We start from the raw sequence: 16,410 nt of genomic DNA on the forward strand, positions 1-16,410 counted from the left end.
CGTCATGCCACACCAATGAAATATTCCTGGAAAGGTATTCGTTAAAACTATAGCAAGCCTGGCAAACCCGATTGCTCCGGCATCGGCAGGCAGGGTAAGTGGCCCGGCAGAAGCGGACTCGACTCTGCGAGTCCGCTCACAGTGGATCCGTGATCGACGTCGCTTACCAGTTCATGCGCAGCACCAGCGAGTAGCGCCGGTCGTTGACGAAGGACGAGCGCGTGTACAGGCGCGGGTCCACTTCGCCGTCCGCATACGAGGTCGGGCCCATCAGCACCTTGGTCACGGTGTTGGTCAGGTTGTTGGCCTGCACGCCCAGCTGCAGATGGTCGTTGAAGCGGTAGAAGAACGAGCCGTCGAGCTGGCCGTAGTCGTCGGCCCAGGTCGGCAGGCGCGTGGCTGCATCGCTGGTGGTCAACAGATAACGCGAGCGCCAGTTGTAGGCCAGGCGCAGCGACAGCGGGCCCTTCTCGTAGATGCCGGCCAGGTTGTAGCTGCGCCGCGACAAGCCTTCCAGCGGCAGCTCGACACCGGTCACCGTGGTGCGGGTGTACGGATCGATGGCGGTATTGGCGCCGCCCTTGCTGTCGACGAAAGTGAAGTTGGCATTGATGCCGAACCCGCTCATCCAGCCCGGCAGTTCGTCGAAGAACTGCGTGTAGCCCACTTCGGCGCCACGGATGGTGCCTTCGTCGGTGTTGTACGGCCGGGTCACCAGCCACTCGCGGTTGTCGTAGGTCTCGCTGCGGGTCTGGGTGGAGAAGTAATCCTTGACCTTCTTGTAGAACAGCGTGGTGTACAGCATGTCGCTGCTGTCGAAGTACCACTCCAGCGCGGTGTCGAACTGGTTGGCTGTCATCGGCTTGAGGGTCGGATTACCTGCAGTGCCGACGAAGTTGGTCGCATTGCCGGCGTCGTCGGTTTCCACGTTGAGCAGCACGTACGGCTGCAACTGGGTGTAATCCGGGCGCGCCATTGCCTTGGACGCAGCGATACGCCACTGCAAGGTGTCGGTGAAGCGGAAGCGCATGTTCAAGCTCGGCAGCACATTGGTGTAGCTGCCTTGCGCGTTGTTGTCGAAGTACTGGCCGGTGTAACGGGCCTGCAGCTCCGGCGACACGTTTAACCCGGACAGGTCCTGAAACTGACCGAAGCCTTCGGCCTGGGTCTTGGTCTGCACGATGCGCACGCCGATATTGCCGTCCACCGGAACACCCCATGCCTCGTCGTTGCCGAAGTACAGCGCCGCGTACGCGGCCTGAGTCCGCTCGAACTGGCGATTGGTGTCCTGCGGCTGATAGGTATCCGGCGCCCAGCCGTAGCCACGCAATGCCACGATCTGCTGTTGCAGCAGGTCCGACGCGCGCCGGTAGTTCTTGACCAGGCCGCCGTTGGGCACCACCAGCGTGGTGGGCACGTTCACGCCGCCACGGAAGAAATTGGAGAAGGTGAACCGCGACGACTCGTCGGGCAGGTATTGCGACATGTCCGCCAGGCCGGTCGCGCTGCCGGGGATCGCCGCCCAGTTGTCCGACAACACGCCCCAGTTGTACCCGGAGTTCTTGTTGGTCTGGTTACGGTCGGTGGCGCGCATGCCAAAGCGCATGAAACGCAGCCAGCTGCTGTCCTGGAAGGTGTATTCCAGGTCCACGCGGGTGGACAGCTGCCGTCCGCGATTCTTGCCCAGGTGATCCATCGCCGCCGCCCAGAAATAATTGGACGGGTCCTGGGTGAAGCCCTGGTTGGCAATCTGCACGGTCGGATACTTGCCCGACACGTCATAGGTCAAGCCAGGCAGATAGGTCGCGCTGAACACGGTGAAGTCCAGCTGGTCGTTCTCCGACTGCACCAGCTGCACATCGCCCTTGATTTGCAGGTTGTCGTTGAAATAGTGGCTGAAGCCCACCGACAGGTCCGAGGTGGTGGTGCGCTGCTCGGAATAGCGGTTGTCGGTATTGAAGCGCACGCCGTCGCCGGTCAGCACGCCGCGCCAGGAGTTGGACACCGGCGAGCCGCGCTGGAAGACGCCGTCCTGGTCGTACTCGAAGGTGGTGCCGGGTGCCGGGCTGATGCTGTTGTTGCTGTCGTTGAAGAACGCCGCGCGCTCCTGCCAGTTCATGTCGTAACGCGAGCGCAGGTATTGCGCGTAGATCTCGGTCTGGTCGCTGGGCTTCCACTGGAACGCTGCGGCAATCCCGTCGCGCTTGCGTTCGAAATCCAGCTGACGCCAGTTGACGCCACCGGGCACGTACACCTCGCTGCGCCCGCTGCCGGCCAGCACCGCGTCGTCGGTGCGCCGCACATACGGCTCCACCTGGATGCCGTCCGAGCGTGTCGCCAGTTCCGAATGGGCGATATCGATCATGAAGCCCATTTCGCCGACACCGGTGTCCCAGCGATCGCTAAACAGGAAAGACGCCGACGGCTTGTACTTCTTGCTCATGTCGCCGTAGTTGACGTCGATATTGCCGCCGACGATGCGCCCCGGGTTGTCGAACGGCATGCGCGTGCGCAGGTTGACCGTGCCGCCCAGACCGCCTTCGATGATTTCTGCCGAGGGGTTTTTGTACACGTCCACGCCGGCCATCAACTCAGCCGGGACGTCTTCAAAGCTCAGCCCACGGCCGCTGGCGGCGCTGAAGATGTCGCGGCCATTGAGTTCGCCGCGCACCTGGGTCAGGCCGCGGATCATCACGCCACTGCCTTCGGCCGAAAAGTGGTCCGGGTCGCTGCGCGCGGCAAAGTGGTCGATGGTCACGCCACTGACGCGCTGCAGGGTTTCGGTGACGCTGCGGTCAGGCAGCGCACCGATGTCTTCGGCACTGACCGAATCCACGATCTGGGTGGAGTCGCGCTTGATCACCTGCGACTTGATCAGGCTGGCGCGCACACCGCGCACCTCCACCGTATCCAGGTCCACCGCGCTGGCGCCGGACTTGTTCGACGCAGCGCCCGGCGACGATTGCGCCTGTTGCGCATACACCGGTGCGGCAAGCAACACGCCGATGCTGACGGCCATGGCCGAGTGACGCAGATGTTGCAGACGACGGGCGCGCACGCCCGCACCTGCCGAGGCATGGCTTGAAAACTTGAACATCTGAATCCCTCCCAGGACGCAAGACGACTGAAGACTGGTTGTCGCGGCGCAAAACGCCCCGCGTGATCGGGTGGAAACAGGCACTGATGCCGATCTCCACCGTTGCTCAACTTGGCGGCTCGGCCGCCGATCACCTGCCCGACTTCACGTGCGCTTCAGCGTGCGATCTGGCGCACAGATATAGGCGCACGGTCTAGCGCCAGCCAATGAAAAATTCACGGACTGGTATTACTTCACGGAATAGAAATGGAAGAGCCCGCTAGGTAAGGGATTCCGGCCCGCGCAGACCGGGGTACAAGCGGCGCGCGGTAGTCCGCAGCGCTTGCAGGATGCGCTCGGCGCCCGGCGGCAGGATGTAATCGCGCCGACGGATGATGCCGAACGACTCCATCCGCACCCCCAGCTCGATCGGCAGCACCGTCAGCAACTTGGCCTGGATCAGCGGCGCCACCGATTCCACCGGCAATGCAGTCAGCATGTCGGTGCCGCGCAACAGCGTGGAAGTCACCGGCAACGACGAGGTTTCGATGGCGTTGGTCGGCGTCTGCACGCCGTGCTCCATGAACATCGAGTCCAGACGCGCGCGCAGCACGCTGTCGGCCGGCGGCAGGATCCAGCCATACCGCACCAGGTCCGCATGCTGCAGGCCGACGCGGCTGGCCAGCGGATGGCCGGCACGGGCGATCACCGAATGCGGCTCATCGGCCAGCGGCTCGAATTCCAGTTCGCCCACGCCTTCCGGGCCGAGGATGCGGCCGATCACGATATCCAGCTGACCATCCAGCAACTTGGCAACGAGCGGGCGGCTGTAGTCCATCTCCACCCGCACCAGGATGTCCGGAAACTCGCGTTTGACCTCGGCAATGGCCTGCGGCACCAGATTGGTTCCTGGATTGACCACGGTCCCGATCGAGGCCTGGCCCATGCGGCCGGCCCGCAACGCGGCGATTTCTTCCTGCGCGCGGCCGATCTCCGACATCGCCGCACGGGCACGCCGGATCAGCACATGGCCGTACCAGGTGGGCTCCACGCCGCGGGCATGCCGCTCGAACAATTTGACCCCCAGCATGTCTTCCATCTCGGCCAGCAGCTTGGACGCGGCCGGCTGGGTCATGCTGGCGGCCTCGGCCGCACGCAATACCGAGCGCTGTTCGTGCAGATGCAGCAATAGCAGCAGTTGACGCGTCTTGAGGCGGGCTGCGTTGAACCAGGGAGTACCGGAATTTGCCATGGGGTGCGGTTGCGGCTGTGTATTCGTCGGAGGAATAGAATATGCCGAAAATTTCATTTGCAGCACATATCTCCCCAGGCGAGGCTAGCGCTCGCCGCAGCAGGAGCCCCTACCTCCCGGGCGCGGCCAGAACAGACGTGACCGCCTTTGATCAGGTGGCAGCACGCACGCCATGACCGCGGAGGTGGACGACGATGACGGCATCTTGCCGGCCACTTGCAGGCCGTAGCGATAGACATGTCGCGCATCACGCGCGCATCGATCACCCGGGCGCCCGCCCACCCGCACTTCGTTTTCTCCTCCGGATTGCGCATCGGCAGCACCTGCTTGCCGCGCGCAGTCGCGCAAGCTCCCACGACGTTGCCGGCCATCTGGCCGCCAACGGCCGCTTTCCGCTCTATCGCGAGTAACACCATGACCTCAGACACCACCGCCAGCCTGTTCGCCTTGCCACTGATCGCCATCCTGCGTGGCATCACGCCGGAAGAAACGCTGGACCATGTCGGCGCACTGATCGACGCCGGCTTCGATGCGATCGAGATCCCGCTCAATTCGCCGCGTTGGCAGCAGAGCATCGCCCTCGCCCAGCAGGCCTATGGCGAGCGCGCCTGGATCGGTGCCGGCACCGTGCTGCGCAACGAAGACGTCGACACCCTGGCCGACATCGGTGCGCGCTTCATCGTCACCCCCAACACGCGCCCCAGCCTGATCCGCCATGCGGTGTCGCGCGGGCTGACCGTGGTGGCCGGCTTCGCCACCGCCAGCGAGGCATTCGACGCCATCGACGCCGGCGCAACGATCCTGAAGCTGTTCCCGGCCGCGACCTATGGCGCTGCGCATGTGCGCGCGCTGCGCTCGGTGCTGCCCACCCACATCCCGGTCTACGTGGTCGGCGGCGTCAGCCCGCAGACCCTGGCCGGCTTCATCGCCCAGGGCGCCGCCGGCGCCGGCATCGGTGGCGAACTGTACAAACCCGCGCAATCACTCGAAACGACCCAGACGCATGCACGCAACTTCGTGCAGGCCTACCAGGAACTGCAAGGATGAAGATCACCCGTCTCACCACCTACCACGCCGCACCGCGCTGGTTGTTCCTCAAGGTCGAGACCGACGAGGGCATCACCGGCTGGGGCGAGCCCGTCATCGAAGGCCGCGCGCGTAGCGTGGAAGCGGCCGTGCACGAACTGGCCGGCTATGTCGTCGGCAAGGACCCGGCGCGCATCAACGATCTGTGGCAGACCATGTACCGCGCCGGGTTCTACCGCGGCGGCGCCATCCTGATGAGCGCCATCGCCGGTATCGACCAGGCGCTGTGGGACATCAAGGGCAAGGCGCTGGGCGTGCCGGTGTACGAGCTGCTGGGCGGGCTGGTGCGCGATCGCATGAAGACCTACCGCTGGGTCGGCGGCGACCGCCCCGGCGCCATCATCCAGCAGATCACCGATTACCGCGCGCTGGGCTTTGACACCTTCAAGTTCAACGGCACCGAAGAAATGAAGCTGATCGACAGCGCGCGCGCCGTCGATGCCGCCGTGGTCAAGGTCGCCGAAATCCGCGAAGCCTTCGGCAACACCATCGACTTCGGCATCGACTTCCACGGCCGCGTCGGCGCACCGATGGCCAAGGCGTTGCTGCGCGAGCTCGAACCGTTCAAGCCGCTGTTCGTCGAAGAACCGGTGCTGGCCGAACAGGCCGAGTACTACCCGCGCCTGGCCGCCAGCACCTCGATTCCGCTGGCTGCCGGCGAGCGCATGTTCTCGCGCTTCGAATTCAAGAACGTGCTGTGTGCCGGTGGCATCGGCATGGTGCAGCCGGACCTGTCGCATGCCGGCGGCATCACCGAGTGCGTCAAGATCGCCGCGATGGCCGAAGCCTACGACGTGGGCTTCGCCCCGCACTGCCCGCTCGGCCCGATCGCGCTGGCGGCGTGTCTGCACGTGGACTTCGTGTCGCACAACGCGGTGCTACAGGAACAGAGCATCGGCATTCATTACAACGAAGGCGCCGACCTGCTCGATTACGTCATCAATAAAGACGATTTTCAGTGCGTGGATGGCAGTATCGCCGCACTGCCCAAGCCCGGGCTCGGTGTGGAGATCGACGAAGAGATGCTCAAGCGCGCAAACGAAAATCCGCCTGACTGGCGCAACCCGGTGTGGCGCCACGCCGACGGCAGCATCGCCGAATGGTGAGCATGCCCGAGCACACCGCCGTACTGGCGGTCGACAGCCGCTGCACGCACGGCGAAGGCGTGCTGTGGTGCGAACAGCGCGAGGCGTTGTACTGGGTCGACATCAGCGAAAAACGCCTGTGGCGGCATCATCCGGCCAGCGCGCAGACACGCTACTGGACGCTGCCCGATCGCCCCGGTTGCCTCGGCCTGATGGACGACGGCCGCCTGCTGATCGCACTGGCCAAGGCCATCGGTATCGCCGACCCGGACAGCACCGAAGACGACGTGTTGCCCTTCGAAAAACTGGCCGATATCGAGGCCGACAACCCGCTGACGCGCAGCAACGATGGCCGCGCCGATCGGCACGGCAATCTGGTGTTCGGCACCATGGACGAACACGACAACAAGGCCGCGCGCGGCGCGATGTATCAGTTCTCGCTGGCACATGGCTTGCGCGCGTTGCCACTGCCGGGCGTGTCGATCCCCAACTCGATCTGCTTCAGCCTCGACGGCCGCACACTGTATTACTGCGACTCGGTGCGCCCGCAGATCCTGTGCTGCGATTACGACCCGGAGACCGCGCAAACCAGCAACACGCGCGTGTTCACCACCCTGGACCGCGACGACGCCGAGCCGGACGGCTCGATCATCGACAGCGAAGGCCATCTGTGGAATGCGCAATGGCGCGCCTCGCGCGTGGTGCGCTATCGCCCCGACGGCAGTGTCGAGCGCATCGTGCACCTGCCGGTCAAACACCCCACCTGCAGCGCCTTCGGTGGCGCGGCGCTGGATCGCCTGCACGTGATCTCCTCGCGCCTGGACCATAGCGCCGAAGAACTCGCACGCATGCCCGAAGCCGGCGGCCTGTTCGTCTGCGACGTCGCCATCGCCGGTCTGCCCGAAAGCCGGGTGGCCAGCGCATGATCGCGGTCGATTGGGGTACCAGCAGCCTGCGCGCCTACCTGCTCGACGCCACCGGCGCCGTGCTCGATCAACGCCGTGGCAGCGACGGCATCCTCGCCTGCCAGGGCCGCTTCGGCGAGGTCCTGCGCACATTGATTGATGGCTGGGACGGCCCGGTCGTGCTGTCGGGCATGATCGGCAGCCGCAACGGCTGGGTCGAACAGGCCTACCTGCCCTGCCCGGCCGACACCACCGCATTGGCTGCGGCCATGCGCTGCTACGACGATCTGCTGCCTGGCCGCACGCTGTGGTTCGTGCCCGGCGTCAGCACCGGCGCGCAGCATGGCGTGCCGGATGTCATGCGCGGCGAAGAAACCCAACTGGTCGGCCTGTTCGCCGCACTTGGCGACGGCGACCACATCGCCTGCCTGCCCGGCACGCACAGCAAATGGGCGACGATCGCCAACGGCCAGCTGACCGACTTCGCCACCGTCATGACCGGCGAACTGTACGCGGTGCTGCGCCAGCACAGCATCCTCGGCAAGCTGATGCCCGACGAGCATGCCGATCTCGATGAGGCCGCATTCCTGTCAGGCGTGGATCGCAGCGCCGAACCCGGCGGCCTTAGTCACCACCTGTTCGGCACCCGCACGCTGGGCCTGTTCGACCGCCTCAGCACACAGGCCCTGCCCTCGTACCTCTCGGGCCTGCTGATCGGCCACGAGCTACGCGAGCATCGCGGCAGCCACGCCACTGTGCACCTGGTCGGCAGCCCCGCCTTGGCGCAGCGCTACGCCCTGGCGTTGACGCACCTGGGCGTCGCCACCCAACAACACCCGGAAGACCTGGCCGCCACCGGCCTGTTCGCGCTGGCCCGGCAACACGGCCTGACCTGAGTTCCCTGAGGGGAGACAGGACGCAAAGCCCCTCTCCCCGTGGGGCGAGAAGGCACGGCTTGCGTACCATCGGCGCGCGGGCCTTGGAGCGCCCGCGCCGCAAGCGCGGGCCGGGACGCGGAGCGGAGGTTGGGGTGAGAATACGGCGGAAGACAGCCAACCCACCCAGCGAGATCCAGGCATCAAGGCACCCGCAGACCACGACCAATCCATCATATGCGCGGCAAACAATCTCCGTCCCACCTCACACCCACCACCCGACTGCTTTAGAATTACGAGGCTAAACGCCGGATTCCGCCATGCCTTTTGTTGTCACCGAAAACTGCATCAAGTGCAAATACACCGACTGCGTCGAGGTCTGCCCGGTGGATTGCTTCCACGTCGGCCCGAATTTCCTGGTCATCGACCCGGACGAGTGCATCGACTGCACCCTGTGCGAGCCCGAGTGCCCGGCTAATGCGATCTATCCGGAAGATGACGTGCCCGCAGGCCAGGAAGGCTTCGTCGCGCTCAACGCCGAACTGGCCAAGGCCTGGCCAGTGCTGACCGTGCGCCAGGAGCCCCTGCCCGATGCGGCAGACTGGGACGGCAAGCCGAACAAGCTACCGCTGCTGCAGCGCTAAGGCGCTGTCCCGGCGCGCGACACCATCGCTGCCCGCTAGCAACACCGCAACAACGCAAAACGGGCGCCCTGAGCGCCCGTTTTGCTGTCCGGCAATGGCCAAACCACTCAGCCGCCGAGCTTGCCCTTCAGCGCGCTGATCACCGCCACCGGTGCGGCAGCCGTCGCCGGCATGCCGCGCGGATCCACTGCCGACACATAGCTGCCCGCCTCGACCTTGACCACGCGCACCAGGAAGCTGGAACCCTCGTAGCTGACGTCGTAGGAGCCCAGCATCTGCGCCTTGCTGGCGACGGTCAGGCCGGGAATCTCGGCCAGCGCCGTGCCGACCTTGGCAAACACTTCATCGCGCTCGCCCGGCACGGTGAAACCGCTGTTGGCGCTTGCCGACGGCGGCGTGTTGGTCTGCTGGGTGGTCGATGCCAGGGTCGGCACCTTCATCGCACCGGAGGTGTCGGGCAGGTTCAGATCCGGCGGCACTTCCAGCGGACGGGCTTCCGGGGCCAACGCATAGTCGCCGCGCGCGCCCTTGTGAAACCAGCTGCAACCACTCGTGGCGGCGACGGTGGCGGTCGCCAGCAACGCGAGCGACAGCACGCGGACGGGGGAAACGGAATGACGCATCGATAGATCTCCTGGGTCAGGCCGCGAGCATTTCGCGGCTGGAAAGTGCTTCCAACGCAACGGCGTCGGCGGCAAGGCGGTCGGCGGCAGGCTGGTGCGCCGCAGAAAGTGGCAGCAGCGGCAAGCGCAGGCCGTGCCCGATCCCGGCGCGCTGCAGCAGCGCCTTGACCGGGATGGGATTGGATTCGATCCCGCAGAAGCTATGGTATTCGCTCAGGCGCGCATCCCATGCGAGGGCAGCATCGCGCTGGCCATCGCGGGCCAGATCGCACAAGCGCCGGTACGCCGACGGCAACGCGTTGGACGCCACCGAGATCAGCCCTTGGGCGCCGGATAGCATCGATTGCGCGGCACTGCCGTCATCGCCACTGAGCACCACGAACGCGTCGCTGCGCAACGCCACCAGCGCGGCGACGCGCTCGGGCTCGCTACGCGCTTCCTTGATGCCGACGATGTTGGGGTGATCGACCAGCTCGGCCACCGTCTCCGGCAGCAGATCGCAGCCGGTACGGCCGGGCACGTTGTACAACACCACCGGCAACCCGCCGCTATCGGCCACGGCGACAAAATGCGCTTTCAACCCTGCCTGGGTCGGGCGCACGTACGGCGGCGTCACCACCAGCGCGTATTGCGCGCCCAGCGCGGCGGCGCGGCGCGTCTGCGCAATGGTTTTTGCGGTGCCGGACAGCCCGGTACCGGCCAGCACCGGCACCCGGCCGGCGACCTGGGCCACCGCGGCGCGCAGCAATGTGTCGTATTCGTCGTCGCTCAGCGCGGCGGCTTCGCCGGTGGAGCCGGCAACCACGATTCCCTGGACGCCACCGTGCAGCTGCTGCTCCAGCAGCCGCCGCCAGGCATCCAGGTCGAGTGCGCCGTCCGGCCCGAAGGGGGTCGCCAGCGCGGTGATGATGCCGGAAAGGGACAAGATTCTGCTGCTCTTACGTGACAAGGGGAGGCCCGCGCGCACGCGGGTTGCGACCGCCTGCATGTTACTTGCGGCGCGAAACCACGGGCAAGTATGCTGGTCACCGCCAGGGCGCCTGTCCGGGCGGCCATTCAGCCTGATGCAATGCCGGAAGCCCCTTTGACTGACTCTACACCCCGGCCCTCGCCGACCGAAAATCACCTCCTGATCAACGCCTACACGACGCATCCGGAGTCCCCCCTGTTGCCTGTCACCCGCCGCATCGCCGACAGCGGCTGCAATCTCGTGGACGCTCGCCTGGCCACGGTGGGGCGCGATGTCTCGGTCACCGCACTGGCCACCGGCTCCTGGGATTCGGTCGCCAAGCTCGAAGCGATGCTGACCCGGCTGGAACGCGAGGAAGGCCTCAAGCTGGTCTGGTACCGCACCGGTCCCAAGCAGACCCAGTCCAACCTGTTGCCGTACATCGTCGAAGTGATCGCCGCCGACAAGCCGGGCATCCTGTTCCAGCTGGCCGATTTCTTCGACCGCCAGGGCATCACCATCGAAAACCTGCAGAGCACCCGCTACCGCGCCATGCAGACCGGTGCGGAGATGTTCTCGGCGCAGGTGACCATCGGGGTACCGGCCAACATGCACATCGCCGCGTTGCGCGATGATTTCCTGGAATTCTGTGATCACCTCAATCTCGACGCGATCATGGACCCGATGAAGTTCTAAGGCAGACGCACCGATGGCCATCGCCAAATCCGCGCTGAAACAGATGTTCGATCACATCCGCTCCGAGACCGACTGGAATCTCGACGGCCCGTTGCGCTGGGAATACTTTTTCGCCGACCCGGCGCAGCAGCCGCTGCAACGACTTTCCGAGCAGCTGACCCAGGACGGCTATCGCGTCATCGACATCTTTCTCGGCGAACGCGACGAAGACGACGGCGACGATGAGGAGTCGTATTTCCTGCATGTGGACAAGCGCGAACACCACACCATTGAATCGCTGAATCAGCGCAATGCAGAGTTCGACGCCCTCGCCAAACGTTTCCATGTAGCTGCTTATGATGGGATGGACGTCGGGCCGGCCTGATCGGCCGCCGACCGCCTCTCCCCTTCAGGCTGAGCAACGATGACCGACGCTGTACTGGAACTGCCCGCCACCACCCTCGACCTGCCGCTGGCGCTGTCCGGCGGCACCCAGACCACCCTGCGCGGCTATGCCGGCACGTGGGTGGTGCTGTACTTCTACCCGAAGGACAGCACGCCCGGCTGCACCACCGAAGGCCTGGACTTCAATGCCTTGCTGCCGGACTTCAAAAAAGCCGGCGCTGCCATCCTGGGTGTCTCGCGCGACTCGGTGAAGTCGCACGACAACTTCTGCGCCAAGCAAGGCTTCAACTTTCCCTTGATCAGCGATGGCGACGAAGCCTTGTGCCGCGCTTTCGACGTGATCAAGGAAAAGAACATGTACGGCAAGCAGGTGCTCGGCATCGAGCGCAGCACCTTTCTGCTGTCGCCCGAGGGGCGCATCGTGCAGGCCTGGCGCAAGGTCAAGGTCGCCGGCCATGCCGAGGCCGTGCTGGCTGCCGTGAAGGCGCACGCCAAACAGTGACGCCCCTCGTTTCCCCTGTCCTCCATCACCCTGCACACGCAGGCGTGATGGCTCGCCCCTGCTCCATCACTTGGAAGACCCAATGACCCGAGGCAAGCGCATCTACGTGCTGGACACCAACGTGCTGATGCACGATCCCACCTCGCTGTTCAAGTTCGAAGAACACGATGTGTTCCTGCCGATGCAGGTGATCGAAGAACTCGACAACGCCAAGAAGGGCACCTCCGAAGTCAGCCGCAACGCGCGCCAGGTCAGCCGCTTCCTGGACGAACTGCTGGAAAACACCAACGCCGAGCAGATTCAGGCCGGCATTCTGCTCAGTCATCCGCAGGGCATCCAGCTCAAGGGCCAGGCCGCGATCGGCCGGCTGTATTTCCAGATTCACCCGATCGACCCGGGCCGCACCTTCGGCGCGATGCTGCCGGACAACAAGATCCTGGCCTCGGTGCTGGCGCTACGCGAAGAAAACCCGGATGTGCCGGTCATCCTGGTGTCCAAGGACATCAACCTGCGCATCAAGGCCTACATCAGCGGCCTGGTGGCAGAGGACTACCAGAACGACCGCGCGCTGGACGATTTCAGCCTGCTGTTCACCGGCGCCATCGAGTTGCCGGAAGACTTCTGGCAGAAGCACAACGAGGACCTGCGCAGCTGGAACGAGCGCGGCCGCACCCATTACGAGATCGTGCTGGCCGACGACGAAGACTGGTACCCCAATCAGTACCTGTATCTGCCGGGCGAAGACGACGTCGAACTGCGCGTGGCCAAGGTCGGCGGCGGCAAGGCCACGCTGTGCCTGGTCGACGATTTCCGCCACACCCAGCACGCGGTCTGGGGCATCGCCGCGCGCAACCGCGAGCAGAACTTTGCGCTCAACGCGCTGATGGACCCGGAGATCGATTTCGTCACGTTGCTCGGCACCGCCGGCACCGGCAAGACTCTGCTCGCGCTGGCCGCGGGCCTGGCGCAGACGATGGATCAGCAGCGCTACCGCGAAATCATCATGACCCGCGCCACCGTCAGCGTGGGCGAAGACATCGGCTTTCTGCCCGGCACCGAAGAAGAAAAGATGACGCCGTGGATGGGCGCGCTCACCGACAACCTGGAAGTGCTCACCCACAACCAGGACGGCGGCTCATGGGGCCGCGCAGCCACCAACGACCTGCTCGCCAGCCGCATCAAGATCCGCTCGATGAACTTCATGCGCGGCCGCACCTTCCTGTCGCGGTATCTGATTCTGGACGAAGCGCAGAACCTCACGCCGAAGCAGATGAAGACGCTGATCACCCGCGCCGGCCCCGGCACCAAGATCGTCTGTCTGGGCAACGTCGAGCAGATCGATACGCCCTACCTGACCGAGACGACGTCCGGCCTGACCTACGCGGTGGATCGCTTCAAGGCCTGGCCGCACAGCGCGCATATCACGCTGCGCCGTGGCGAACGTTCGCGTCTGGCCGACTTCGCCTCGGAGGTGCTGTGATGCGAACGCTTCGCAGCGCTACTGCCCTTGCAGTGCTCGCGCTGGCCGGCTGTGCGACCACGCAAGCGCCCTCTACCGTACCGACCAATCTCAAAAGCGGGCAGTCGTGGATCATCACCCGCCAGAGCGTCGCCGAGCAGGTGCTGGACACCTGCTCGCGCGACAGTCCGGCGCGTCATCCAGGCCAGATCACCGGCTATTGGGAACCGAGCCATCAACAGATCGAGCAGCTCGAATCCCGGCAGGATGCGTTGACGCCAAGCATCGCCGAGCCGCGCGAGTTCGACCGGCAATATGTGGGCGTGGTGATCGAGGGCCAGCAACTGGTCTACATCAACGCCTTCAAGCTGCCCAACGACCCGCCAGTGAAACCGGCCAGGGAAGCGATCAAGGTCTGCGACGGCGGTAGCGCCTTCTGGGGTGCGCTGTACGACCCGCAGACCGGCGCGTTCTCGCAGATCGCGGTCAACGGCACCCCGTAACACCGCCCACACGTCAGCATCGCTGCGCCATCCCTGCACAGCCGCCAGCCGGCAGTGCAGAATCGGCGCATGACCACGCCCAGCACGCTGTCCGCATTGACCATCGCCGGTTCCGATTCCGGCGGTGGTGCCGGCATCCAGGCCGATCTCAAAACCTTCGCCGCGCATCGCGTGCATGGCTTGTCGGCGATTGCCGCATTGACCGCACAGCACACACGTGGCGTCACCGCGGTGCACATCCCGCCCATCGCATTTTTGCGCGCACAAGTGGATGCCTGCTTCGCCGATTTCCAGATCCAGGCCGTCAAACTCGGCATGTTGGCCAATGCCGACGTCATCCACTGCGTGGCGGACCTGCTCGAAACCCATCGCCCGCCCTTCATCGTGCTGGACCCGGTCATGGTCGCCACCAGCGGCGCGCGCCTGCTCGAGGACGCCGCACTGGATGCGCTGCGCACGCGCCTGTTGCCGCTGGCAACCTTGATCACGCCCAATACGCCGGAAGCCGAGCTGCTGACCGGCCGCCGCATCGACACGGCCGACGCCGCCGAACATGCGACTGCCGCGCTGCTGGAGCTGGGCGCGAACGCGGTGTTGCTCAAGGGCGGCCATCTGCATGAGGGCGCGCGCGTGATCGATCGCTTCGATGACGGCGTCACCCAGGACGTGTTCATGCATCCGCGTATCGATGTCGATGCGCACGGCACCGGCTGCAGTCTGTCGGCAGCGATTACCGCGCAATTGTGCCAGGGCCTGTCGCTGCTCAATGCCTGCGAAGCAGCGATTGATTACGTGGCGCGCGCCATCCGCCTGGGGCAGCGCCCAGGGCACAGCGAGGTACTGGTGCTCGACCACTTCGGCGCCGCCCCAGCGGTATGAGCGTGCATAGCGAAGGCGTGCACAGCGACATGCTGCCCGCCAGCGCAGCCGATGGACATCGCTGGCAGGTGATTCGCAGCGCACCAGCGCAACCGATCGCCAGCTTGCTGTGGCTGCCGGCATTGGGCGTGGCAGCGCGGCATTACCAAGCGTTTGCCGATGCATTGGCCGCTACCGGGATCGCGGTCTACCTGCACGAATGGCGCGGCAATGGCAGCAGCACGCTGCGCCCATCGCGCCAACACGATTGGGGCTATCGCGCCTTGCTTGCCGACGACCTCCCGGCCAGCCAGGCGCTGATGGATCGGCACGACCCGCAGTACCCGCGCATCGTCGGCGGGCACAGCCTGGGCGGGCAGCTGGCCTGCTGTCATGCCGCGTTGCAGGCGTCGCGAGTTCCTTCGCGACGCGACTCACCGCTGACGCAGCTGTGGCTGGTTGCCAGCGGCTCGCCGTACTGGCGCAACTTTCCGCGCCCGATGCGCTACGGGCTGCCGCTGGCGTATCGCGCCCTGCCCTGGCTTGCGCGCGTACAAGGCGTGCTGCACGGGCGATCGCTCGGCTTCGGCGGCACCGAGGCACGCAGCCTGATCGCGGATTGGGCACAAGTCGGTCGCAGCAATCGCTATCGCGCTGCAGGCAGCACCTGGGATCTGGAGCGCGCACTGGGCGCGTTGACGGTACCGATCAAGGCGCTGACCTTCGACCACGATCACTTCGGCCCGGCTGCGGCGTTGCATGCACTGCTGCAGAAGATGCCGCAGGCGCATGCCGAGGTGCAGCAGTTGGACGATGCGCAACTGGGCGTGCGCAGCGATCACTTTGCATGGATGAAGGCGCCCGCCGCCGTCGCGGCTGCGCTGCAACGCACGCGTGCCGATGCGGTCGGCGACAATCGAATTTCACAAAGGGATTGACGAGTACGTCGGGCATCCGCATAATTCCGCTCCTGACGAGGCGCCCGTAGCTCAGTTGGATAGAGTACCTGGCTACGAACCAGGCGGTCGGGAGTTCGAATCTCTCCGGGCGCACCATCTTCAGGAACAAAAAAAGACAGCACTGAACCGCTGTTTTTTTAGTTAAAACGTCCGACTGCATCGCATCGGATGGCAAGTCAAACAAGATATGCGCCCGTAGCTCAGTTGGATAGAGTACCTGGCTACGAACCAGGCGGTCGGGAGTTCGAATCTCTCCGGGCGCACCAATCTTGAAGAAAACGACCAGCTTGCTGGTCTTTTTTTTGCCTGTCGTTTTTGTCCTGCATCGCCCGCGAATGCGGCTTGTGCAGCATATCGATACGAATGCGCTGCGATGCGCGTTAAAGCGCCCATCAAGACGTAGCGCGCGTTGCCGGATGGGTATGGAAGGCGCGCTCAGAACCACACTGCAAGCAACGCGGCAGCGAGCACCGGCCGCGCCCGCGCGCCAGGCAGGCAGGCAGGCAACTGCACAGTCGTTTGGTGAGCTGTTCTTATCGAACAGGACGCAGAAC

Annotated in this window: 16 protein-coding genes and 2 tRNA genes; 14 read left to right on the plus strand and 4 right to left on the minus strand. The window is 65.0% G+C overall.

The window, feature by feature from the left end; translation table 11 throughout:
• Positions 1-163 precede the first annotated feature (163 nt).
• A complete protein-coding gene (locus ABQZ00_RS11045; RefSeq protein WP_323538312.1) occupies positions 164-3,097 on the minus strand; it encodes a TonB-dependent receptor in 2,934 nt (977 codons plus the stop codon).
• Between the two features lie 259 nt (positions 3,098-3,356).
• Positions 3,357-4,328, minus strand: a complete 972-nt coding sequence (locus tag ABQZ00_RS11050; RefSeq protein WP_055844203.1) for a LysR family transcriptional regulator — start codon at positions 4,326-4,328, stop codon at positions 3,357-3,359.
• A 414-nt stretch (positions 4,329-4,742) separates the two neighbouring features.
• Here ABQZ00_RS11050 and ABQZ00_RS11055 point away from each other — a divergent pair, with 414 nt between their 5' ends.
• From ABQZ00_RS11055 to fdxA, 5 genes are all read left to right on the plus strand, one after another.
• Complete coding sequence (locus tag ABQZ00_RS11055) at positions 4,743-5,375, plus strand: 2-dehydro-3-deoxy-6-phosphogalactonate aldolase (RefSeq protein ID WP_323538311.1); 633 nt, start codon at positions 4,743-4,745, stop codon at positions 5,373-5,375.
• Entirely contained in the window at positions 5,372-6,520 is a 1,149-nt protein-coding gene (gene dgoD / locus ABQZ00_RS11060; RefSeq protein ID WP_055844210.1) for a galactonate dehydratase, read from the plus strand. Before ABQZ00_RS11055 ends, dgoD begins: the two co-directional genes overlap by 4 nt.
• On the plus strand, positions 6,514-7,425 hold the full coding sequence (locus tag ABQZ00_RS11065) for an SMP-30/gluconolactonase/LRE family protein (protein WP_323519133.1): 912 nt from the start codon (positions 6,514-6,516) through the stop codon (positions 7,423-7,425). The genes dgoD and ABQZ00_RS11065 overlap by 7 nt, the downstream gene beginning before the upstream one ends.
• Positions 7,422-8,300, plus strand: a complete 879-nt coding sequence (locus ABQZ00_RS11070; RefSeq protein WP_323538310.1) for a 2-dehydro-3-deoxygalactonokinase — start codon at positions 7,422-7,424, stop codon at positions 8,298-8,300. Before ABQZ00_RS11065 ends, ABQZ00_RS11070 begins: the two co-directional genes overlap by 4 nt.
• A gap of 299 nt (positions 8,301-8,599) precedes the next feature.
• Positions 8,600-8,923, plus strand: a complete 324-nt coding sequence (gene fdxA / locus ABQZ00_RS11075; protein ID WP_005994928.1) for a ferredoxin FdxA — start codon at positions 8,600-8,602, stop codon at positions 8,921-8,923.
• Positions 8,924-9,030: 107 nt separating this feature from the next.
• Here the strand turns inward: fdxA and ABQZ00_RS11080 are convergent, their stop codons facing one another.
• Complete coding sequence (locus ABQZ00_RS11080) at positions 9,031-9,546, minus strand: hypothetical protein (protein ID WP_055844218.1); 516 nt, start codon at positions 9,544-9,546, stop codon at positions 9,031-9,033.
• A 16-nt stretch (positions 9,547-9,562) separates the two neighbouring features.
• Positions 9,563-10,471: a 4-hydroxy-tetrahydrodipicolinate synthase gene (gene dapA, locus ABQZ00_RS11085; RefSeq protein ID WP_323538309.1), complete on the minus strand. Its 909-nt coding sequence runs from the start codon at positions 10,469-10,471 to the stop codon at positions 9,563-9,565.
• Between the two features lie 93 nt (positions 10,472-10,564).
• Here dapA and ABQZ00_RS11090 point away from each other — a divergent pair, with 93 nt between their 5' ends.
• From ABQZ00_RS11090 to ABQZ00_RS11130, 9 genes are all read left to right on the plus strand, one after another.
• Entirely contained in the window at positions 10,565-11,191 is a 627-nt protein-coding gene (locus ABQZ00_RS11090; RefSeq protein ID WP_115511939.1) for a glycine cleavage system transcriptional repressor, read from the plus strand.
• Positions 11,192-11,204: 13 nt separating this feature from the next.
• A complete protein-coding gene (locus tag ABQZ00_RS11095) occupies positions 11,205-11,555 on the plus strand; it encodes a ribonuclease E inhibitor RraB (RefSeq protein ID WP_323538308.1) in 351 nt (116 codons plus the stop codon).
• Positions 11,556-11,594: 39 nt separating this feature from the next.
• Positions 11,595-12,077 carry a peroxiredoxin gene (locus ABQZ00_RS11100; RefSeq protein WP_115511940.1) on the plus strand — a complete coding sequence of 161 codons (483 nt, stop codon included), beginning with the start codon at positions 11,595-11,597 and terminating at the stop codon, positions 12,075-12,077.
• Positions 12,078-12,159: 82 nt separating this feature from the next.
• Positions 12,160-13,557, plus strand: a complete 1,398-nt coding sequence (locus tag ABQZ00_RS11105) for a PhoH family protein (protein WP_055844239.1) — start codon at positions 12,160-12,162, stop codon at positions 13,555-13,557.
• Positions 13,557-14,039 carry a hypothetical protein gene (locus ABQZ00_RS11110; protein ID WP_323538307.1) on the plus strand — a complete coding sequence of 161 codons (483 nt, stop codon included), beginning with the start codon at positions 13,557-13,559 and terminating at the stop codon, positions 14,037-14,039. Before ABQZ00_RS11105 ends, ABQZ00_RS11110 begins: the two co-directional genes overlap by 1 nt.
• Positions 14,040-14,108: 69 nt before the next feature.
• Positions 14,109-14,918, plus strand: coding sequence for a bifunctional hydroxymethylpyrimidine kinase/phosphomethylpyrimidine kinase (gene thiD / locus ABQZ00_RS11115; protein ID WP_323538306.1), 810 nt, complete (start codon positions 14,109-14,111; stop codon positions 14,916-14,918).
• A complete protein-coding gene (locus ABQZ00_RS11120; protein WP_323538305.1) occupies positions 14,915-15,835 on the plus strand; it encodes an alpha/beta hydrolase family protein in 921 nt (306 codons plus the stop codon). The genes thiD and ABQZ00_RS11120 overlap by 4 nt, the downstream gene beginning before the upstream one ends.
• Positions 15,836-15,875: 40 nt before the next feature.
• Positions 15,876-15,952 (plus strand) — tRNA-Arg (locus ABQZ00_RS11125).
• A 93-nt stretch (positions 15,953-16,045) separates the two neighbouring features.
• Positions 16,046-16,122, plus strand: a tRNA-Arg gene (locus ABQZ00_RS11130).
• The last annotated feature ends 288 nt before the right edge of the window (positions 16,123-16,410 follow it).

Origin of the sequence: Xanthomonas sp. WHRI 10204 (assembly GCF_040202875.1) — a bacterium.
In the GTDB taxonomy this organism is placed as follows: domain Bacteria; phylum Pseudomonadota; class Gammaproteobacteria; order Xanthomonadales; family Xanthomonadaceae; genus Xanthomonas.